This is a genomic window from Brumimicrobium mesophilum (genome assembly GCF_003025005.1).
Classification (GTDB): Bacteria; Bacteroidota; Bacteroidia; order Flavobacteriales_D; family Crocinitomicaceae; genus Brumimicrobium; species Brumimicrobium mesophilum.
The window spans coordinates 106,436-127,709 of sequence record NZ_PVSS01000010.1 but is presented as its reverse complement, the minus strand read 5'-3'; the positions used below and the strand labels follow the sequence as shown (position 1 = coordinate 127,709).

Genomic DNA, 21,274 nt, shown 5'->3' with positions numbered 1-21,274 from the left:
ATAACGTTGATATATATTTTACGTTGCTGAAAAGGTGGTCTTATTTTGATAACACTATTCTGCAAAATTAAGGATAAATTTTAGGTGTACCATTGGATTTTTTGAATGATGTGGTGATTTTTGGAAGGATTAGTTTATAATTATTGGATTTACGGCGATTTTCGCCGTGAATTCAGGATTTTTTAAATAAAATAAAAAAACCGATATTGTTTAATGTAGATTTAGAATCAGCTTTTTAGTAGCTTCGACAAGATTCAACCCAAAAAATTCGATTAAATCTTATTTTCGTTAAAATAAGTTATATTTTTGTTTGCTATACAGAATGGCTTCTTGAATGATTTTAAATTCGATTTTCATGAAAAAATATTTACTACTTATAATGACCTTTTCTTCAATTTTTTTAGGTCAAACTCAAATTCAATTTGAGTTAATTCTTCCCCCCTTACCTTCTCCACAAGTGGTTGCAGATTTTGATGGCGCACGCTATGGCACTTTCGATTTTTCAGATGTTGATTCTGATGGAGATCTGGACGTGCTCATCACTGGTCAAAATGAGCTTAATGATCGAATTGCAAAACTTTATGAAAATGATGGAATTGGCAATTATTCTGAGGTAATAGGAACTCCTTTTACTCCTGTTTATATCAGTACAGTGGATTTTGCAGATATTGATGGAGATGGGGATCAAGATGTGTTAATTACCGGTAGATCTGTATCATCGTTATACAGTACCGAATTATTTATTAATGATGGATTAGGAAATTTTGTAGAAGATTTAGGAACCCCTTTTGATAATGTTTCAGGAGGGGCAACTGCGTTTTCTGATATTGATGGGGACGGGGATTTGGATTTGTTGATAACAGGTGAAATACAAGGAGGTAGCATTGCAAAGCTTTACACTAATGATGGAATAGGTAACTTTACTGAAGTGATTGGCACTGCATTCGGAGGGGTACAATCCAGTGAAGTTGCTTTTTCTGATGTTGATGGTGATGGAGATCAAGATGTTCTCATCTCAGTTCAAAACTCACCAAATAATTCTTCAACCAAACTATATAAAAATGATGGACAAGGTACATTCTTAGAAGAAGTTAACGTATCATTTATTAGTTCTAATGATGGCTCTATTGCTTTTGCAGACATAGATGGAGATGGAGATCAAGATGTTTTAATATCTGGAGTTAATTCGTTAAATGTGTATATAACTAAGCTTTACATTAATGATGGCTTAGGCATTTTTACAGAAAATATCAATACACCTTTTATCAATCTTAGAGGTACTTCTATTGCTTTTTCTGATGCTGATAATGATGGAGATCAAGATGTGTTAATTACTGGGGAAACATCTACATTTTCCCAGGTTGCTAATCTATTCCTTAATGATGGTTTTGGAGTATTTTCGCTAAGTACCAGCGCTGTATTCGATGGTGTGCATTCAGGAAAAGTTGATTTTGCGGATATGAACGGAGACGGTAATTTGGATATTTTATTTTCAGGACGTGCAGGATTTGCAGTAACGAATTACTATATTGGTGATGGATTGGGTAGCTATTCTGAAGTTACAAAATCATTGCTTGAAGAGGTGAGTAATAGCGCTCATAAATTTGAAGACATAGATGGAGATGGAGATGAAGATATACTACTTACAGGGATGAAAGCAAGTGGTTTAATTATATCCAAGCTTTACAATAATGATGGTTTTGGTGTTTTTAATGAAATCACGACAGATACTATTTCTGATGTTTATTGGGGTGATGTTGCTTTCGAAGATGTCGATGGCGATGGAGACCAAGACCTTTTGATTACAGGAAATGGGTTTAATTCTTCAACTCAATCATATTTAGATACAACGCTACTTTATTTAAACGACGGGTTAGGAGAATTTACACTGATGTCGGGCACTATATTTGAAGGTTTGAACTCAAGTACCATCGCCTTTGCAGATATTGATGGGGATAATGACAAGGACGTTATAATAATCGGAAATGACTATAATTTGGATTATATTACGAAGTTATATTCAAACGATGGTGTAGGTAATTTTACAGAAGTCCTTGGAACTCCTTTTGTCGGAGCCAATGGGGGAGTGTCTTTTTCAGATATTGACGGTGATGGAGATCAAGATTTAATAATCACAGGTCAAGAAAATAGCACACCTACTTCTGGATTATATTTGAATGATGGTTTAGGAGGATTCACAGAGGCATTAGGAACTCCTTTTAATCTTGTTAACTTAGGTACCGCAGATTTTGCAGATATTGATGGAGATGGAGATGAAGATCTTTTGATTACAGGAAGTTCAATATCACCTCCAGCGGCTATAATGTATGAGAATGATGGTCTAGGAAACTTTTCTGAAATTTTAGGCACCCCTTTTGAAGGAGTTTATAATAGTTCTGCTCAATTTGTTGATATAGATGGAGATGGTGATCAAGATTTAATAATTACTGGTTCAAATACTTCCTTCTATTATAGTGCCAGCATTAAAATTTATATTAACAACGGTTTAGGTCATTTTTTCGAATTAACAAATTTACCTATAAATGGAGTTAGTGAAGGGAGTATTGATTTCTCAGATATCGACGGAGATGGAGATTTTGACTTGTTAGTGTCTGGAGGAGAAAATGATCGTAGCTTTTCAGCTAAATTGTATCGAAATATATCAACGACTTGTCCTCCACTCTCAAGCGTGCAAACTGTTTTTTCATGTGTCGATTTCACATGGATTGATGGAATAACTTATACAGCTAGTAACAATTCCGCTCAATTTACTGCAGTAAGTCCATCTGGGTGTGATTCAATCGTAACTCTGAACTTAACAATATCAGGTAATAGCCCTTCAACTGGTACAGATATTATTACTGCTTGTGACTCTGTTGTTTGGATTGATGGATTAACATACACAAGTAACAATAATTCAGCTACACATACACTAACAAATGCCGCAGGTTGTGATTCGGTTGTAACTCTGAACTTAACAGTGAAATCCTCATCAGCTGGTATTGATGTTGTTACAGCATGCGATTCTCATACATGGATCGACGGTATAACCTACACAAGCAATAATTATTCAGCCACAGATACTTTAGTAAATGCTGCGGGTTGCGATTCTATTGTTATGTTGAACTTGACAATTCTTACAGGTTCTTTAGATGTTGACTCGATTACTTCATGTGGTAACTATGTGTGGCCAATAAATGGAACTACTTATTCTCAATCAGGTGTTTATACCGAATCTTTTATCAATCAAGTGGGTTGCGATAGTATTCATACATTAAATTTAATTATTGATTGTTCAATTTATGGTAACGTTTCAGTTACAAATAATGTTGGGGCGGTTTGTGATGGAGAAGCTCAATCAAATGTTTATGGAGGTGTTCCGCCTTTTACTTTTTTATATTCAACAGGAGAAATAACACAAGATATCCAAAACCTTTGCTCAGGAGTTTATGATCTTTCAATAACAGATAATGCATTGAATAGTTATCAAACTACATTTGTTGTTTCAGATTTAACTGTTAGCTACAATAGTGATTCAACATACCTCAGTTATTCTGATTCACTCTTTACCTCATCGACCTATAATTGTTCTTATGACTACACTCAACCAATAGATACTTTTTATGTTGATTTGAATAGTATAATCCAACTTGATCAGAATATTTACCAAGCAACTTGGTATTTAGCGCAAGGGATTGATACATTTATTATTACCAACGTTTATTATACAACGCAAGATATCAATGGATCTTTCGCATTTTCATTAACGATGTATTGTGATGATTCGAATTTTGGTGGAAGTCAAAATAGGTCGGTATTGAGATCTGTAAACTTTGTCTTTAAAACTAAGGGCTCACTTTCATTGGAATCTTATATAGAAGAAGAAATTGAGTTGTATCCGAATCCAACAACTGGATTATTTTATCTTAATGTTCCTGAATCAATGGTAGGTTCACCTTTAATTTTAACAAATTCAGTGGGCCAAATTGTTTTTAAATCCAAAGTAGCTTCTTCAAGTAGTGGGTATAGTATCTATGGATTAGCTGAAGGAGTTTATTTCCTGCAACTTCAAACATCCAATTCAGTAATTACTAAAAAGCTGAAAATCGAATAAATGAATAGCCTATTAATTTACGAACCAAGCTCCCACGAGATTGTAACTCATGGTCTTGGTTCGTAAATTCATTTCTCAAGCGACCGTGATTTCTCCGAATAAAAATCCGCGACTAAAATCCGCATTGCTTGCATCTTCTTGCGGTGACTGAGCCTGTCGAAGGCCCGCGTTCCGTCACCCCAAAGTCATGTTACCCAGCACTCACCACAGTAAAGTCTTCCCAATTCAAATACAAATTCGCCAGTTCTTTCACTTCTTTCGGAGTAATTTCATTCACTTCTTTGATGAACTTATCATAATAAGAGAAGTCCAATCCATAAGTTTCAACTGAAATAAATCTGTCCATCATGGCTTGCGCTCCATCAGATTGCTCTAAGATTTGACCAATAATGTAGTTTTTGACCAATGATAATTCGGTTTCACTCACTTCTTCAGTTTGTAAAAGTGTGATTTCTTCTTTTATGGCTTCTAAAGTCAAATCTTTAAATTCTTTTCCAACTTCTGTGCTGATAAAGAAATAGCCTGTTTCTTTGAGTTGTGCAACTCCAGAACCAATTCCGTAAGTATAACCTTTGTCTTCTCGGATAGATGTCATTAATCGACTTCCGAAATAACCACCTAAAATGGTATTGACAACGCTAAATTTGATGAAATCTTCATGTTGTTTGTTGAACAAAACTCTTCCAACGCGAATTGCAGTTTGAAGTGCTTGCTCTTTTTTTAAGTGAATGTTGTTTGGCGTATAACTATAATCGTAATCAATTTTAGTCACTTCATCTTTACTGAATTGATTTCCTAATGCTTTGATTGAATTTAATTCTTCCTCATTTAAAGAACCAACTACGCTGATGTATTGTAAGCCTTTTAAGTATTTGTCCTTGTGGAATTCGATTAAATCTTTTTGGTTAATTTTATCGTAATCTTCCAATTGCGTTAAATCTCCATAAGGTGAATTGCTAAATAAATCGCTCAAAAAAGCTCGTCTGGCTTGCGTAGAAACTTTCTCTAAACTAATCGCCATTTTCTTTTTCTTCGATTGAAGCAATTGATTGATTTCCTTAGGATTGAAATTTACATTAATAATTGCGTCAACAACGGTTTGAGTAATTGCAACAATGTGTTCTTTTAATCCAATAGCAGAAATTGTAGATTTTTCAGTGGAAACTTCAATTCCAGTGAATCCACCCAATCCATCAATTCTATCTTCGATTTCATCACTGGATTTATCTGCTGAGCCAGAAAACAATAGTTCTCCAGTAAGCTGCGCAATGATTTTTGATGTTTTTAAACTTCCAGCATCAAAAATGAAATCAACTCGAACCGTTTCATCCGTTGTTTCAAGCATGCTGTAAATATTCACTTTGTTACCTAAAGTGTCAATTTCTGGTGATTGAAAATCTATATGTGTAATCGTTGATGTTTCGGGTGCAATTGTTCTATTCATCATTTTTCTTTGCTTTAATAATCAATTGGGTACAGTTTGTTTTCTGTAAAATTTCTTCAGCGTGTTTCTGAATTCCTTCTACTGTAACTTTCTCGTAAGATTCCGTTTCGGTATTGATGAGATTTGCATCTCCCATTAATTCGCTTTGTGCAAGGGCTATACTTTTATTCAACACTCCTTGCTCTGAAAACGCTTTTGTTGTTTTTACTTTATTGATAATTTTTTCTAACTCAGCTTCTTCAACTAAAGTGGATTGCATTTCATCTATAAGTTTCCAGATTTCTGTGTCAATTTGCTCTAAAGTTACTCCATCACTTGGGTGACAAGAAATCATTAGCATTCCTGTATCTGTCGATCCCATCACATAAGCGTTAATGTCAGTCACCAGCTCCAATTCCTTTTTCAAGCGTTTGTACAATCGAGAAGATTTTCCTCTTCCCAAAACATCAGAAATTAAATCCGCTTCGTAATAACCTTCTTGACCTTTCCCAGCCATTTTGAATCCGTATGTATAAACATCTGAAGGAACATCTCGTTCAATCGTTTTTGTTCTGAATTCTGTTTGTTTTGGTTCTTGAGGTAAGTTTCTAACTTTCTTTTCTTTCGAAGGAATGTCGCCATACCATTTTTCAACTAGTCGTTTTACTTCGTCTAATTCCAAATTTCCAGCAATACATAAAATTGCGTTTCCTGGGTGATAATGTGTGTTGAAAAAGTCTTTCACTTCTTCCATCGTCGCTTCTTGAATATGCTCAATGTTTTTTCCAATTGTTGCCCATCTGTAGGGATGAACTTGGTAAGCCAAAGGGCGTAATTCTAACCATAAATCTCCATACGGTTGATTTAAATAACGTTGTTTGAATTCTTCAATTACGACACTACGTTGAACTTCTAAGCTTTTTTCTGTGAAAGCCAAAGACAACATTCTATCACTTTCTAGCCACAATGCTGTTTCTAAATTTTGAACAGGAACAACATCATAATAATTGGTGATATCGTTACTAGTAAAAGCATTATTCGAACCACCAGCTTCTTGCAATGGTCCATCGAAATTTGGAATATTTATCGATCCGCCAAACATTAAATGCTCAAATAAATGGGCAAACCCAGTTCTTTCTGGAGATTCATCTCTCGCTCCAACATCGTATAAAGTGTTAACCACCGCCATTGGTGTTGTTACATCTTTATGGAAAATTACACGCAATCCATTGTCGAGTACAAAACGCTCAAATTCTACCATTAAAACTTAAATTTTTCATTTGTATTTTGTGCTGATAATTCAGCTTTGAAATCATTAACAATCTCCTCCACGATTTGTGCGGCAGGAAGAATTTTATTGATCAATCCAGAAACTTGACCAATCTCTAATTCACCTTCTTCCAAATCACCTTCAAACATTCCTTTTTTCGCTCTACCTCTTCCAAGTAAGGCAAGTAAATCATCCAATTTCTTCCCTTGATTATAAGCTTCTACAACTTGAGTATAAAAAGCATTTTTAACCAATCGAACTGGAGTAATCTCTTTTAAAGTTAGAATTGTATCGCCTTCTTTGGCTTCAACAACCGTATTTTTAAAATTAATATGCGCAGAAGATTCTTCCGAAGCCACGAAACGACTTCCTATTTGAACAGCATCAGCTCCTAGATTCATAGCTGCTAACATTCCTGCTCCATTTCCAATTCCACCTGCTGCAATAATTGGAATGTCTAAAGCTTCAGCCACCATCGGAATCAAACAAAAAGTTGTAGTTTCATCTTTTCCATTGTGTCCACCTGCTTCAAAACCTTCCGCAACTATGGCGTCAACACCGGCTTCTTGAGATTTTAATGCGAATTTCACGCTAGAAACAACATGAACAACTGTAATTCCATGGTCTTTTAAATGCTTTGTCCATGTTTTAGGATTTCCAGCAGATGTAAAAACAATAGGAACTTTGTGTTTAATTATCGTCTCAATGTGCTTGTCAATATCTGGGTAAAGCATGGGTAGATTCACAGCAAAAGGTTTGTCAGTTGCCGCTTTACATTTTTGAATTTGTTCATCCAAAATTTCAGGATACATACTTCCCGAACCAATGATTCCAAGTCCACCTGCATTGGAAACCGCAGAAGCCAATTCCCAACCCGAACACCAAATCATTCCTGCTTGAATGAGTGGATATTCTATATTAAACAACGATGTAATTCTATTTTTCATAAAATGAGTTTTTTCTAATTTTGGTATCGAATTTTGCGATACTTTCGGAATAAGGCGGAATATTGGGGTGATTCAAATGATGGTATGTACGGAAGGTTTGCCAACCGTCCATATATCAATCATTTTTAGGATTCAACTTTTTCCTCCAAGCCAGCAACATAATTACCAGCCCTGCTAAAACGAAAGGAATACTTAACCACTGACCGGTATTGATAATCAACCCGGCATCTCGTTCTGCTTGACCAACTTTTACGAATTCGATAATGAATCTCCATCCAAATATAAAGACGAGGAAAAGTCCAAATAGGAATCCGCTCTTTTCTTTTAGGTTAGTTTTCCAATAAAGTCTTAAGAGGATGAAGAAGCTCAATAAATAAGCCAATGCTTCGTATAATTGGGCTGGGTGACGATAAACATGAACCATTTTACCATTTACTTCCACTAAATTATCGATACTTTCATGCATGAACATGAATCCCCACGGCATCGATGTTGGGTTTCCGATAATTTCGTGATTTACTAAATTTCCTAATCGAATAAAACATGCTGCAATGGCGATTGGAGCGACAATTCGGTCTAAAATCCACCAAATGGCTTTTTTAGTTACAACTTTGCTGTAAATAATTAAGGCAATTAATATTGCAATTGCACCTCCATGACTAGCTAGTCCACCTTCCCAGACTTTAAAAATATCAATAGGATTCTCCCTGTAAATATGCCAATCGTAAAAGAAAACATGGCCTAGACGTGCACCAACAATGGTAGCTACAACGATGTAAATTAATAGTTTGTCTAACCATGCTTCTGGAATTCCTTCGGATTTAAAAATGCGCTTCATCACGTAAAAACCGATAATTAATCCCGAAACAAAAAGTAAACCGTATAAGTTTGGAGTGCTCCACCCGTCAATAAGTTGAGAGGTCATATTCCATTCAATTCCTAATATCACAACGTATGTTTTTAAAATGTTTTCGAAAGATACTTTTTTTGAAAGAAAGAACGGGGAGTTTTCAATAAGAATTACGCAAAGACTTCGCAGAGTTTCTCAGAGATGAACTGAGGTTTGGTTCGAGTTGTGTTTTGGTAGGCGTATACTGGGTTTTATTGATTATCTTGGGTTGAAGGAGGTATTTGCTATAAATTATTGACCATTCTTCTAATTCCGTGTTTCATTAGTTTAGTTTTAAAGTTTAAAAGAAGTCCTAGTTTGTATTTCCCAAGTTTTAGGTAGGTTAGCAATGGGGCGTAATGAACATCAATTATAGAATCAACGGATTTTAGTTCAATAACTACTTTTTTCTCAACGAGTAGATCGATACGGTAACCTTGATTTATTTTGATTTCTTTATAGGTAATTGGCATTTTTACCTCTTTCTCAACTTCTAGTCCAATTTTCTCAAGCTCATATATTAAACATTGTTGATAAGCTGATTCTAGTAAGCCAGGTCCTAAATTGTTATGTACTTCTATTGCACAACCAATTATAATCGAGGAGATTTCATTTTCATTCATTTTGATTTAGGTTTTTAAGTTACTACCTAAGATAAATAAAAATGTTGAATAACAAGGTTTAAAAAAATACTATTATTGGAGTGTGCTAGGCTTTTGTAATTCAACGTCTTAAGTTTTGGAGTAACTTTAACTCAAGAATCCCCTCTGCGAAACTTTGCGGTCCACTGCGGATCTTTGCGTAACAAAAAAATCTCCTGACCAAACTCTTTGCGCAACTTAGCGAAAACATAGCGCATCTTTGCGTAAGAAAAATCCCACAATCAACTTCTACGAAACTTAGCCAAAACATAGCGAAACTCCGCGAAATATTAAACGTCACGATAGCACAAGATGCCCTCGTGGTCTTGGTTGTAGTTTTTTTCGAAATTTATATTTTACTTCTCCACCTTAATCGCCTCAGCTATACGAATCGGCTTCTTATTATTTCCTTTAAACTTCAACTTCTCAGACCTCCCTTTCTTAAAAATCTTATTGCTGTTCTCTAATCCTTTTCTTAAGGCTTTTTGCTCTTCTAACGGAAGATTGTAGATCTCTTGACATTCTGTTGAGCAGCAATTCTGCATTTTTTCTTTACAATTTTCACACTGAATGAAAAGTAAATGACAAGCATCGTTTTCACAGTTTGTATGAGTGTCTGCAGGGTCTCCACATTGATGGCAAACAGAAATTATGTCATCCGTGATTCTTTCACCACGTCTTTCATCAAAAACGAAGTTCTTCCCAATGAATTTATTCTCTATTCCATTGTCTGTACAATCGTTGGCGTATTTAATAATACCACCTTCCAATTGATGTACATTCTTAAATCCGCGGTGTTTATACCATGCTGAAGCTTTTTCACAACGGATTCCACCTGTACAATACATTACGATGTTTTTATCTTCATTTCCTGATAAAATTTCATCTTCAATGATTGGTAAAGACTCACGGAAAGTGTCTACATCAGGAGTAATTGCTCCTTTGAAATGACCAACTTCCGTTTCGTAATGATTACGCATGTCAATCAAAATAGTATTCGGGTCATCGATTAAATTATTAAATTCAGTAGCTTTAAGATGTTTTCCTTTATTTGTAACATCAAAACTCTCATCATTTAAACCATCCGCTAGAATTTTATTACGGATTTTGATTTTCAATTTTAAGAATGGAAATTCTGCTTCCGTTTCGTCAACTGCTATGTTTAGTCTGATTTTATTTAAGAATGAAATCTGATACAATTCTTCTTTAAACTGCTCGAATTTGTCAGCTGGTACACCTATTTGTGCATTAATTCCTTCTGTTGCAACGTAGGTTCTTCCTACGGTTCCAAGGTTTGACCACATTTGAAAGAGGTGGTCTCTAAAAACTTGAGGGTTAGGAATAGAAGCATATTGATAAAAAGAAACGGTAACGAATTTTGTTCCACGTTCTTTTAGCTTTTCCACCAACTCCTCCTTACTCAATTTATTCCACAGTTGCATGCTATGTTTATTTTATGATTAAAGATTTTGCAAATATAAGCTTTTAGAAGAAAAAGTAGGGAATTGGATTTATGATTATTGTCAGTAACCGAGAAGTTGTGTTTTATTGTTATAAACTAAAAGTGAAAGCGTTCAGAAAGTTATTCTAAACGCTCTTCAATTAATTCCATCTGTTTTTAAAGTAAAACCATTAACCAATTAGTGACTCTAAAGCCGAATTATAAGTCTTTTTCGCTTCTTGTATAAATCCATAATGGTCGTCATCTATCACCAGTTTTCCTTGAGTAACATGACCTAAAAGCGTGAAGTTGACATTTGTATTAAGCATGAAATCAATGAACTGATCTTCGCTATCTTCACTGACGCCAATAATGACTCTTCCAGCTGCTTCTCCAAATAGAAAAGCATCTTCACGAATTTCTGCATCTGTTACAATGTCATACCCAAGTTCATTGGGCATCGCCATTTCAGTTAATGCTATAAAAACACCATCTTTCGAACAATCATGAGCTGCATTTATCAAACCTTCCGAGATTATAGACTTTAGAACTTTGTGTAACTCTAATTCTTTTTCAATATTGAAATATGGAGCTGGAGATTTTTTCACTCCATGATACGCATTTAAGTATTCTGAACTACTAATGCATTCTACCGCTTCACCAAGAATGAAAATTAAATCACCTTTGTGTTTAAAATCGTATGAAATACTTTTGTTTTTATCAGTTAGCAATCCAAGCATTCCAATCGCTGGAGTAGTTGAGGAGGATGTTGAAGAACGATCATTCCCTTCTGTCTTTTGAAATGAAAGATTTGTATCTGCTATTGGAATTTGAAATTTATCGCTTGCCACTTTTAGGCCTTCTACCGTATTTTCAAATTGCCATAAGGATTCTGAATTATTTAAATGTTCAAAATTTAAACATGTTGCAATTACTATTGGCTCACCCCCAGAACAAATAATATTTCTCGCTGCTTCAGCCACCGCTATAGAAGTGCCGATATGCGGATCGGATTTTACGTATCTAGAATTACCACTGATTGTCATCGCCAAAGCGTTTGTAGAGTCTTTAAGTGCAATAATTCCTGCGTCGGTTGGAGATTTTGAGGTGTTTCCAACGGGTAATTTCGTAGAATTGAATTGTTTGTTAATCCATCTTCTTGAAGCGTTGTTTGGGTTTTTTAATAAGAAAGTAGCAACTTCCTTTAGGTTGGTTGGTTCAGGAATGTCTTGAATATTATAACTTTTATTTTTCTTGAAATATTCAGGCTCTGAAGCTTCTATTAGGTTTGCTTGGGTTATTTCTTTTTCTATTGTTGAATAAGGGAAACGTGCAATTAATTGGTCTTTTAGAAAAAAGCTTATTTCCTGATTATTTATTTCTTTGCGAATTTCAGTTAAATTTATTTTTAATTTTTCCGCAATTACCATCGTAATATTTCCTGATATAAAATCAAAAGAATTTTCGGTCTTGCTTTTAGAATTAGATTTTTTTGAATCAATTAAACTTATTGAAAAAGTGTTTACTATGCTATTTTTATTGAAAGATTCATCAAAAAATAAATCTGCTTCAAATATAGTTGTCTCGGAGTTATTTAAAGAATCGCTAATTTCTTTAATTATCTCTTTCAATGATTTTAGCGTTGAATCGTTTTCTATGCTGCCGAAACGAAGTAAATTCATTTGAGCTAGTTTTTTATTGTTCTTAGGTTGGTTTAGTATCTTATTAAGATAGTTAGGTTCTACTTTTATTTCATACGTATTTCCATCACCAAGGCTAAAATATTTTTCATCACTGTCTGTTTTGGGAATTGATTTAAGTATATTATCTGCTATTTTAAATGATTTGTGATCGGATAAAATAGCGCTATAAATAACTATTTCTGCAAAAGTGGGTGTTCTTCCAAAGCTATTATTTAAGAAGTCATAATCTTCTAATGATAAGCCATTTTTTTTAGCGTCTTTTTCTGTCCCTTCACGTAAAATTGTATTTTCCATAATTTCTGTTTCTATGGCTAAAATACTGATTTAGCAATTGCTTTATTTTCTATTATAATTTTTTAGCAATTATTCTATTTAATCTAAAAGGTTCAACAGTTATAGATTTAGATTGTGTAATTGTTTTTTTTAATTAAATATTTGCATTTTCTTGGATGTAATAATAATTAATAGTAATTTTTCTAACATTTTAAAATTAAGACCATGCAAGATATATTAAAAGAAAAACCTCAATTGGTTGATAAAGAATCTATTCCAGGATTAAGGTTTGATAAAAACGCTAAGATTAAACAACAAGATGGTCTGATGGGGAACTTAATGGAGGCAACAAAATTGGGAAACTTACACCACGGAAAAGTGGCAATCATTTTTGAAGATGATGAAGCAATTAAACAAGTGGAAACCACGATATGGGCTACGGGTTTGAATTATATTTGTTTAAAAGGTGGAATGTGGATGCCTATAGCCAATATTCATAAAATAGTTTTTCTTTAGGGCAGAAAGATGTTTTAGGAATACAATAATGATATTATAAATCTAGGCTTTTATCTAAAGAGTTTGATTAAATTTGAAGCACGACTAATGTCGTGCTTTTTTTTAATAATTTGTAGACTTGATTATTTAAGATTTAGATTTTTGCAATATTCAAAATTTTTTATCTAGAAATAAGACATTTAAAATACAGAACATTTTATAATTTTAATACAAAGAGTTAACACTCAAGATGAATTTTATATACAATATTATGATGAAATCGATAAGCCTACTTTTAATGATTGTTTTCAGTTTCTATAGTTTTTCTCAGGCAGAATACCCGGAGGATAAAGTGGAATGGAGTTTCAAGGTAAAACAAACTGGCTGTGATGCTGAAATTATTGGTGAGTTTAAGGTGGATGAACATTGGCATATTAATGCTTTGAATCTTCCGGCGGATAATTTTGGGATTCCAACAACTTTTAAAATTCATGAGTCTACAAATTATAAAAAAGTAGGAAAGGTTATCGAACCCAAACCAATTGAGAAATTCGATAAAGTTTCTAAAGAGAGTTTACGCTATCATGAAGGAACTTTCACATTAAAACAAAAGATTAAAATTACAAGTGATAAGGATTTTGATTTGAAACTTGACTTTGGTTTCCAACCCTGTGATTCAGTAAAATGTTTGTTTCCTTTCGAAGAGGTCTTTACTGTTAAGGTTAAAGGTTGTGAAATAAAGGTGGAAAAGGCAGATGATGGATTACTTAAAGCTTCGGACCTAGATCCAGTTGAACCTGGAGAGTCAGAAGAAACCGGTGCTAATACTGAGTCAAATGATGAGCAAAATTCTGCAGTTGTAAATAGTAAAGATGATATTGATAACAGCGATTCAGAGAAAACTTTAGTTGTTACAGCTGATGAAGGAAAGAAGCAAAGTAAAAGTGACCCAACAGGTCGTTCTTTATGGTGGATATTTGGTGTTTCTTTTGTCAGTGGTTTGATTGCTCTGGTTACTCCTTGCGTTTTTCCAATGATTCCTATGACAGTTAGTTTCTTTACGAAACAAAGTAAGACGAAAAAACAAGGGATTAACAATGCTATAAAATATGGAATTTCCATTATTGTAATTTATATTGTTCTTGGTTTGTTAGTAACCGCCATCTTTGGAGCCGACTCCCTAAATAAAATGTCTACCGATCCGGTTTTTAACATTGTTTTCTTCGTTTTATTGGTAGTTTTTGCTATCTCTTTTATGGGAGCGTTTGAGATTGGATTGCCTAGTTCTTGGGCAAATAAAGCAGATTCTAAAGCGGATAAAGGTGGTTTTATAGGTATTTTCTTTATGGCATTAGCTTTGGCTTTGGTTTCCTTCTCATGCACGGGGCCAATTGTTGGGATCTTATTAGTGCAGGCAGCGTCTGAAGGGGGATTAGCCCCTTTTGTAGGGATGTTTGGTTTTTCATTAGCTTTAGCTTTGCCATTTGCTTTGTTCGCAGCTTTTCCAGGTTGGATGAATACACTACCAAAATCAGGAGGATGGTTGAATTCTGTAAAAGTCGTTTTGGGATTCCTAGAATTAGCGCTTGCATTTAAATTCTTGTCAAATGCAGATTTAGCATTGCAATGGCATTTCTTAGAAAGAGAAGTTTTCTTAGCAATTTGGATAGGAATATTCCTTGTGTTGGCTATGTATTTATTTGGAAAACTGAGATTACCTCATGATAGTCCAATGGAAAAACTATCTGTAGGTAGAACTCTTTTTGGGACAACAGTGGTGATATTTGTTATTTACTTAATCCCAGGGTTATGGGGTGCGCCTTTAAAAATAATTAGTGCCTTCCCTCCACCAATGAGTTATAGTGAAGCTCCTCTAGGTTTTGGTGGTGGTGGAATTACAACTGCTAGTCAAGGAGAATTTATAGAAGGAACACATTTAGGACCACAGAATATTATGGTTTTCCATGATCACGATAAAGCTTTAGCTTATGCCAATAAAGTGAATAAGCCACTGATGGTTGATTTTACAGGTCATAATTGTGTGAATTGTAGAAAAATGGAACAGAGTGTTTGGGGAGAACCAGGAATTCTTGAAATTTTAAGAGATGAAGTGGTTATCGTTTCATTGTATGTAGATGAGCGTGTGGCTTTGCCTGAAGAAGAACAAATTACTGTTACCTATCCAAATGGAAGAGAAAAGCACTTGAAAACGGTGGGTGATAAAAACTCATTTAAACAAGTTTCTGAATACCAAGTAACAGCTCAGCCTTACTATATTTTTCAAAATGGGGCAGGTGAAGATCTGAATGTAGGTCCTGCAGATTATGAAAACCATAGTAATCCATCTGATTTCAAAAGATGGCTGGAAGAAGGATTAGAAAGTTACAATGCGTCAAAATAAATAGAATTTAACTCGTTTAATTGATAAAAGCCCGTGAAAAGCGGGCTTTATCTTTTGTGACTTTTCAAGTATATTTCACCTTGGATTTAAGGTAGGTTATTTAGACTCAACAAGTGAGGTTAGCGAAGAGTAAAAAGTATAGGATTCTATTCATTTTTTGAAGGTTTATTTATTATAATTATATTACTTTTGTCAAAACTATATAGAGATGATTGAACGAGCAAATGCAGTTTTAGTTTTAGAAGACGGAACTACTTTTCACGGTAAAGCAATAGGGAAAATAGGTAAAACAGCTGGGGAATTAGCATTCAACACTGGAATGACGGGTTACCAAGAGGTTTTTACAGACCCTTCTTACCTCGGACAGTTGGTGACAATGACCTCACCACACATAGGTAACTACGGAACCACTGGTGATGAATCCGAATCTGACCATATTCAATGTGCAGGAATTATAGTTAAGAAGTTTTCTGAAGTAGCTTCACGAGAAATTTCTGATCTTCCACTTCAAGAATTTTTAGAAAGAGATGGTAAAGTAGGTATCTCTGATATCGATACACGTGCATTGGTGCGTTACATCCGCTCTAAAGGAGCAATGAATGCTATAATTTCTTCTAATCAAGATGATAAGGTTGAAGATTTAATTGAAGAATTAAAAAACGTTCCGTCAATGGAAGGTTTGGAATTAGCAAGTAAGGTTTCTACGAAAGAAGCTTATGTTTCTCCTTCTACTACTGGAAAAAGTCATTATAAAGTAGCGCTTTTAGATTTTGGTTCTAAAAGAAATATCGCTAAATGTTTAAATGAGCGCGATTGTGAAGTAAAAGTTTTTCCAATGAGCTCTTCACTTGAAGATCTGTTAGCATACCAACCAAACGGATTTATGTTATCTAACGGACCTGGAGATCCAGCCGTAATGACTTCTTCTCATGAATTGGTTAAAGATATTATCAATACTGATATTCCTGTTTTCGGAATTTGTATGGGACACCAAATTATTGCGGCGAGTCAAGGTCTAGAAACTGAGAAAATGCACCAAGGGCATAGAGGTTTAAATCACCCTGTCCTGAATCATAAAACAGGCAGAGGAGAAATTACAAGTCAGAATCATGGTTTTGTTGTTTCAAGAGTGAGTGCTGAAGACAATGAAAATATTGAAATCACACATTCTCATTTGAATGACAATACGGTAGCTGGAATTGCATTGAAAAATAAATTGGTTTTTTCAGTTCAATATCATCCGGAATCATCTGCTGGGCCTCACGATTCAAGATATCTTTTTGATGATTTTATATCAAATATGGATACATACAAACAATCATAATCAATCCGATAACTAACGGTAAACTAATATTCTAAAATTAATTCTATGAGTTATATTGCTAAGATTTTTGCACGTCAAATTTTAGATTCAAGAGGTAATCCTACTTTAGAAGTAGATGTATACACAAATACTGGTCACTTAGGAAGAGCAGCTGTTCCATCTGGAGCTTCAACTGGGGTTCATGAGGCGGTAGAATTACGTGATAACGATCCAAAACGCTATTTAGGAAAAGGTGTTGAAAATGCTGTAGCAAATGTAAATACTGTAATTAACGAAGCCTTGAATGGTGCTTACCTTTTAAATCAAAAAGCAATAGATCAAGCGTTAATTAATATTGATGGAACTGAAAATAAAAGTAAACTTGGAGCAAATGCCATTTTAGGTGTTTCTTTAGCTTGCGCAAAAGCAGCAGCTGCGAGTACGGGTCTTTCTTTATTCAAATATATTGGAGGAGTAGGGGCAGTGACAATGCCTGTTCCAATGATGAATATTCTGAATGGTGGTTCTCATGCAGATAATAAAATTGACATTCAGGAATTTATGGTGATGCCATTTGGAGCAAAATCATTTTCTGAAGGATTGAGAATGGGTACTGAGATTTTTCACCATTTAAAAAAGGTTTTACAGGAAAAAGGATATTCTACAAATGTTGGGGATGAAGGAGGTTTTGCACCAAATTTAGGTTCTAACGAAGAAGCGATAGAATTTGTATTAGAGGCAATTACAAAAGCTGGTTATACTCCTGGAAAAGACGTTTGGATTGCTTTAGACGCGGCTAGTTCAGAATTCTACAACAAGGAAACAGGAAAATATGTTTTCGAATCTACTGGTTCAGAAATGACTTCAGAAGAATTTGTTGAATATTGGAAAGTTTGGGCAGATAAATATCCTATTATATCTATCGAAGATGGTTTAGATGAAGACGACTGGAGTGGTTGGAAATTGTTGAATGATGCCATTGGAGATAAAGTTCAATTGGTAGGAGATGATTTGTTTGTAACCAACACAAAAAGATTGTCTCGTGGAATTGAAGAAGGTTCTGCAAATTCTATTCTAATTAAAGTAAATCAAATTGGTACTTTAACTGAAACAATTGAAGCAGTACAAATGGCAACTCAAAACTCTATGACCTCAGTGATGAGTCACAGAAGTGGAGAAACTGAAGATACAACAATTGCAGATTTAGCGGTTGCTTTGGGTTGTGGTCAAATCAAAACTGGTTCAGCTTCTAGAAGTGATAGAACAGCAAAATACAATCAATTGATTAGAATTGAAGAGGAATTAGGTAATAGTGCTTACTATCCAGGTTTGAATTTTAAGTATATTTCAAAGAAATAAATTTTTTATAAAATGCCTTAAAAGTTCTTCCTAGATTTCTAGGAGGAACTTTTTTGTTTTAAGTAATCTTGAATTTTCACTAAAGAATGTAAATTATACTATGTAATAAGGCAACTCTATTCTCTTTTGGTCCGTTTAAGTACAAAATTGATACACTCACATCATGTACACGACAAATAAAACTTATCAAAAAATGAATAAAGCAAAAAATACCTCCCTAAAATCATTGTTTTTTCTGCTGTCTTTCTTTTTAATACAGGGTGGATCAAATGTTTTTTCGCAACTAACATTAACGACTCCAATTAATTCACCAGCAAGTGCTATTACCAATACTTTACTTGGAGGTGGAGTTTCGGTATCAAATATTACCTATAATGGAAGTCCAGTATTGGCAAATAACAATCAAAATTCTGTTAGGGAATTTACTAATGGAACAGCTGCTTTTCCTTTAAATGCAGGAGTTCTGTTGCAAACTAGTAATGCTCCAGGAATTACTGATCCAGATTTAACTGCTATTGCGAATCCATTCCCAACTTCCAATAATAGTATAACCAATGGAACCATAATTGAATTCGATTTTATTCCAGATGGAGATTCATTGTCTTTTAGTTATATTTTTTCCTCATTAGAATACACTAGTTTTACTTGTTCAAATTTTAATGATGTTTTTGGATTCTTTATTTCAGGTCCTGGAATTACAGGTCCCTATACAAATAACGCAAAGAATATTGCAATTATCCCAGGTTCAACAAACGTTCCTGTGGGAATAAATACTGTAAATGCGGGAACAAACGCCGATATTAATCAAAATTGTGTTAATGCAAATCCTAATTGGGTTGCAGATGCAATTTATTTTACTACTGCATATAACACGGTATACAATTCTTCTAATCTTCCAACCTCATACAATGGTAGTACAGTTGAGCTAACAGCAAATGCAACGGTTATTTGTGGACTAACATACCATATTAAGCTGGCAATTTCAAACGTTACAGATACTGGGTTTGACTCAGGAGTATTCTTAAAAGCAGGTTCTTTTGCTTCTACACCTACTATTGATTTAAGCACAAGTAACACATCTTCTAGCTTTTCAGATTCTGTAATTGTAGAAAGCTGTCACCAAGGAAATTTTTGTTTTGAAAGATCTTTAGCGCTTAGCACAGATACTGCTATTGTTCATTATTCTTTGGGTGGATCCGCAATTTTAGGAGTAGACTATAATTTTTTAAATGCTCCTAATTCAGGAGATAGTATAATTCTTTTACCAGGAGACACCTCTTTTTGCCTTGATATTGCACCTGTTGATGATGGAATTGCTGAAGGTCCTGAGAATATAATTCTTTCTACTTTTAATATAAATGAATGTGGGGATACTACCTATAATACAGTAGAGATATGGATAGCAGATTCTCCCGCTGATTTGGTTACTGATGCCGGAGCAGATATTGTAGTCTGTAGTGGTGGGGTAGGTACTTTGGATGGGACTTCCACCACTCCCACAAACCCAGTTGAATGGACTTATTCTGGTCCTGGAACCGTTGCTTTTGCTCCAAATAATTTAGTCGATGATCCGGGAGTTACTTTTGTAACACCAGGTACTTATACCATGTTTTTTACTGAAACGAATGATTCTTGCGCTTTAATTAAGGTTGATTCTATGGTAGTCATTTATGAAGAACTAACTATTTCAACCTCCAATGATACAATCGTTTGTGAAAATGGAACTGCTAACCTATTTGCCAATGCCTTAGGAGGCGTTTCATTCGATTATAATTGGAGTCATACTGCAGATTTAAATCCTGTACAGGCGGTTTTGCCAACTGGTCAAACAAGTTATGATGTTTTTGCGGAATCTAGTAATGGATGTATAACGCAAACTGAAACAATAACTGTTGATGTCTTACCTCCAATAACATTGACAAGTTCAGCTTCACAAACAATTTGTCCTGGTGAATCCATTAACGTGACCGCAACGGCTACAGGAGGAAACGGAGGACCTTATACTTACACTTGGACCAATACGAATGGACCAAACGTTGGGAATGGTAATGTTTATAATGTTACTCCTTCAGTCACCACGGATTACACTGTAACTGTTAGTGATAATTGTGAGAGTACAGTTCAATCGAGTATTTCTGAAGTCGTTGTAGCTATTATTCCACCTATCGAATTTGATGTTGTGGATGGAGAAATATGCACACCTGCTGAATTTGTTTTGTTTAATGAAACTGATTCATCTTTAGTGCAAGAGACGTATTGGTATATTTCTGATGGACAAACCTTCCTAGATAATGATACCATTAATGTATTCATAAGTGAGCCTGGTTCTTACGATGTTAGAATGGTAGTTGTTACACCTGATGGCTGTATTGATTCTGCCCGAGTTGATAATATGTTAACGGTTTATCCAAAACCTGAAGCAGATTTCACTTACTTCCCAAAACCGGCGACTATTCTGAATACTGAGGTGAATTTCCAAAATTATAGCGATGGGGCATTTGCTTATGAATGGTTGTTTGAACAGGGAGACCCTACTTTTTCAACACTAGAAACTCCTAAAATTACTTTCCCTAAGGGTGAAGTTGGAACTTATGACGTGGAGTTAATTGCTATTACAATAAATGGTTGTAGAGATACAATAGTCAAAGAAGTAGTGGTTGTTCCTGAAGTTTTAATTTTTGTTCCAAACACCTTTACGCCTGATGGAGACGAAAACAACCCAACTTGGAAAGCTGTTATTGAAGGGATTGATAAAACAGATGTGACCATAGAAATTTTTAATCGTTGGGGAGAAAAAGTTTGGGAATCACATGATCTTGAAGTAGGATGGGATGGAACCTATGGAGTAGGAGGCTCATTAGTGAAATCAGGTACTTACATTTGGAAAATTAAAGCCAGTAATGCAATAAATGACGAAAAATATGTATGGGACGGCGTGGTAACTGTTCTTTATTAAAAAAAAATACTAATTCGTTGAAGATCTATATATTATAAGTAAGGTCAACAAAAAAGGCG

Annotated in this window: 13 protein-coding genes; 6 read left to right on the top strand and 7 right to left on the bottom strand. The window is 34.6% G+C overall.

Translation table 11 applies throughout. The features are described 5' to 3' along the window. Nucleotides 1-355: 355 nt before the first annotated feature. Entirely contained in the window at nucleotides 356-4,114 is a 3,759-nt protein-coding gene (locus C6368_RS11610) for a T9SS type A sorting domain-containing protein (RefSeq protein ID WP_159038574.1), read from the top strand. Nucleotides 4,115-4,304: 190 nt separating this feature from the next. Here the strand turns inward: C6368_RS11610 and C6368_RS11605 are convergent, their stop codons facing one another. From C6368_RS11605 to C6368_RS11575, 7 genes are all read right to left on the bottom strand, one after another. Next, a complete protein-coding gene (locus tag C6368_RS11605; RefSeq protein ID WP_107039380.1) occupies nucleotides 4,305-5,561 on the bottom strand; it encodes a M16 family metallopeptidase in 1,257 nt (418 codons plus the stop codon). Then, nucleotides 5,551-6,798, bottom strand: coding sequence for a M16 family metallopeptidase (locus C6368_RS11600; RefSeq protein WP_107039379.1), 1,248 nt, complete (start codon nucleotides 6,796-6,798; stop codon nucleotides 5,551-5,553). Before C6368_RS11600 ends, C6368_RS11605 begins: the two co-directional genes overlap by 11 nt. Next, entirely contained in the window at nucleotides 6,798-7,754 is a 957-nt protein-coding gene (locus C6368_RS11595; RefSeq protein ID WP_107039378.1) for an NAD(P)H-dependent flavin oxidoreductase, read from the bottom strand. Before C6368_RS11595 ends, C6368_RS11600 begins: the two co-directional genes overlap by 1 nt. A gap of 115 nt (nucleotides 7,755-7,869) precedes the next feature. Beyond that, nucleotides 7,870-8,703, bottom strand: coding sequence for a prolipoprotein diacylglyceryl transferase (lgt, locus tag C6368_RS11590; protein ID WP_107039377.1), 834 nt, complete (start codon nucleotides 8,701-8,703; stop codon nucleotides 7,870-7,872). A gap of 185 nt (nucleotides 8,704-8,888) precedes the next feature. Then, complete coding sequence (locus C6368_RS11585; protein ID WP_107039376.1) at nucleotides 8,889-9,266, bottom strand: GxxExxY protein; 378 nt, start codon at nucleotides 9,264-9,266, stop codon at nucleotides 8,889-8,891. Between the two features lie 374 nt (nucleotides 9,267-9,640). Continuing rightward, nucleotides 9,641-10,726 carry an oxygen-dependent tRNA uridine(34) hydroxylase TrhO gene (gene trhO, locus C6368_RS11580; RefSeq protein ID WP_107039375.1) on the bottom strand — a complete coding sequence of 362 codons (1,086 nt, stop codon included), beginning with the start codon at nucleotides 10,724-10,726 and terminating at the stop codon, nucleotides 9,641-9,643. A gap of 190 nt (nucleotides 10,727-10,916) precedes the next feature. Next, the gene (locus tag C6368_RS11575) at nucleotides 10,917-12,722 is read right to left on the bottom strand and encodes an AIR synthase related protein (protein WP_107039374.1); all 1,806 of its coding nucleotides are present in this window, start codon (nucleotides 12,720-12,722) and stop codon (nucleotides 10,917-10,919) included. 204 nt (nucleotides 12,723-12,926) lie between these two features. Here C6368_RS11575 and C6368_RS11570 point away from each other — a divergent pair, with 204 nt between their 5' ends. From C6368_RS11570 to C6368_RS11550, 5 genes are all read left to right on the top strand, one after another. Beyond that, a complete protein-coding gene (locus tag C6368_RS11570) occupies nucleotides 12,927-13,217 on the top strand; it encodes a hypothetical protein (protein WP_107039373.1) in 291 nt (96 codons plus the stop codon). Nucleotides 13,218-13,446: 229 nt separating this feature from the next. Then, nucleotides 13,447-15,597: a protein-disulfide reductase DsbD family protein gene (locus tag C6368_RS11565; RefSeq protein ID WP_234369130.1), complete on the top strand. Its 2,151-nt coding sequence runs from the start codon at nucleotides 13,447-13,449 to the stop codon at nucleotides 15,595-15,597. A gap of 208 nt (nucleotides 15,598-15,805) precedes the next feature. Next, the gene (gene carA / locus C6368_RS11560) at nucleotides 15,806-16,921 is read left to right on the top strand and encodes a glutamine-hydrolyzing carbamoyl-phosphate synthase small subunit (RefSeq protein ID WP_199851630.1); all 1,116 of its coding nucleotides are present in this window, start codon (nucleotides 15,806-15,808) and stop codon (nucleotides 16,919-16,921) included. A 45-nt stretch (nucleotides 16,922-16,966) separates the two neighbouring features. Beyond that, the gene (gene eno, locus C6368_RS11555) at nucleotides 16,967-18,259 is read left to right on the top strand and encodes a phosphopyruvate hydratase (RefSeq protein WP_107039371.1); all 1,293 of its coding nucleotides are present in this window, start codon (nucleotides 16,967-16,969) and stop codon (nucleotides 18,257-18,259) included. A gap of 193 nt (nucleotides 18,260-18,452) precedes the next feature. Continuing rightward, complete coding sequence (locus C6368_RS11550) at nucleotides 18,453-21,215, top strand: choice-of-anchor L domain-containing protein (protein WP_159038573.1); 2,763 nt, start codon at nucleotides 18,453-18,455, stop codon at nucleotides 21,213-21,215. Nucleotides 21,216-21,274 lie beyond the last annotated feature (59 nt).

Bases quoted from the DNA above. Each gene is read 5' to 3' on its own strand.
- trhO (WP_107039375.1), bottom strand. From the start codon at position 10,726: ATGCAACTGTGGAATAAATTGAGTAAGGAGGAGTTGGTGGAAAAGCTA.
- C6368_RS11565 (WP_234369130.1), top strand. From the start codon at position 13,447: ATGAATTTTATATACAATATTATGATGAAATCGATAAGCCTACTTTTA.
- C6368_RS11605 (WP_107039380.1), bottom strand. From the start codon at position 5,561: ATGATGAATAGAACAATTGCACCCGAAACATCAACGATTACACATATA.
- C6368_RS11570 (WP_107039373.1), top strand. From the start codon at position 12,927: ATGCAAGATATATTAAAAGAAAAACCTCAATTGGTTGATAAAGAATCT.
- C6368_RS11610 (WP_159038574.1), top strand. From the start codon at position 356: ATGAAAAAATATTTACTACTTATAATGACCTTTTCTTCAATTTTTTTA.
- C6368_RS11595 (WP_107039378.1), bottom strand. From the start codon at position 7,754: ATGAAAAATAGAATTACATCGTTGTTTAATATAGAATATCCACTCATT.
- C6368_RS11585 (WP_107039376.1), bottom strand. From the start codon at position 9,266: ATGAATGAAAATGAAATCTCCTCGATTATAATTGGTTGTGCAATAGAA.
- C6368_RS11600 (WP_107039379.1), bottom strand. From the start codon at position 6,798: ATGGTAGAATTTGAGCGTTTTGTACTCGACAATGGATTGCGTGTAATT.
- C6368_RS11575 (WP_107039374.1), bottom strand. From the start codon at position 12,722: ATGGAAAATACAATTTTACGTGAAGGGACAGAAAAAGACGCTAAAAAA.
- eno (WP_107039371.1), top strand. From the start codon at position 16,967: ATGAGTTATATTGCTAAGATTTTTGCACGTCAAATTTTAGATTCAAGA.
- C6368_RS11550 (WP_159038573.1), top strand. From the start codon at position 18,453: ATGAATAAAGCAAAAAATACCTCCCTAAAATCATTGTTTTTTCTGCTG.
- carA (WP_199851630.1), top strand. From the start codon at position 15,806: ATGATTGAACGAGCAAATGCAGTTTTAGTTTTAGAAGACGGAACTACT.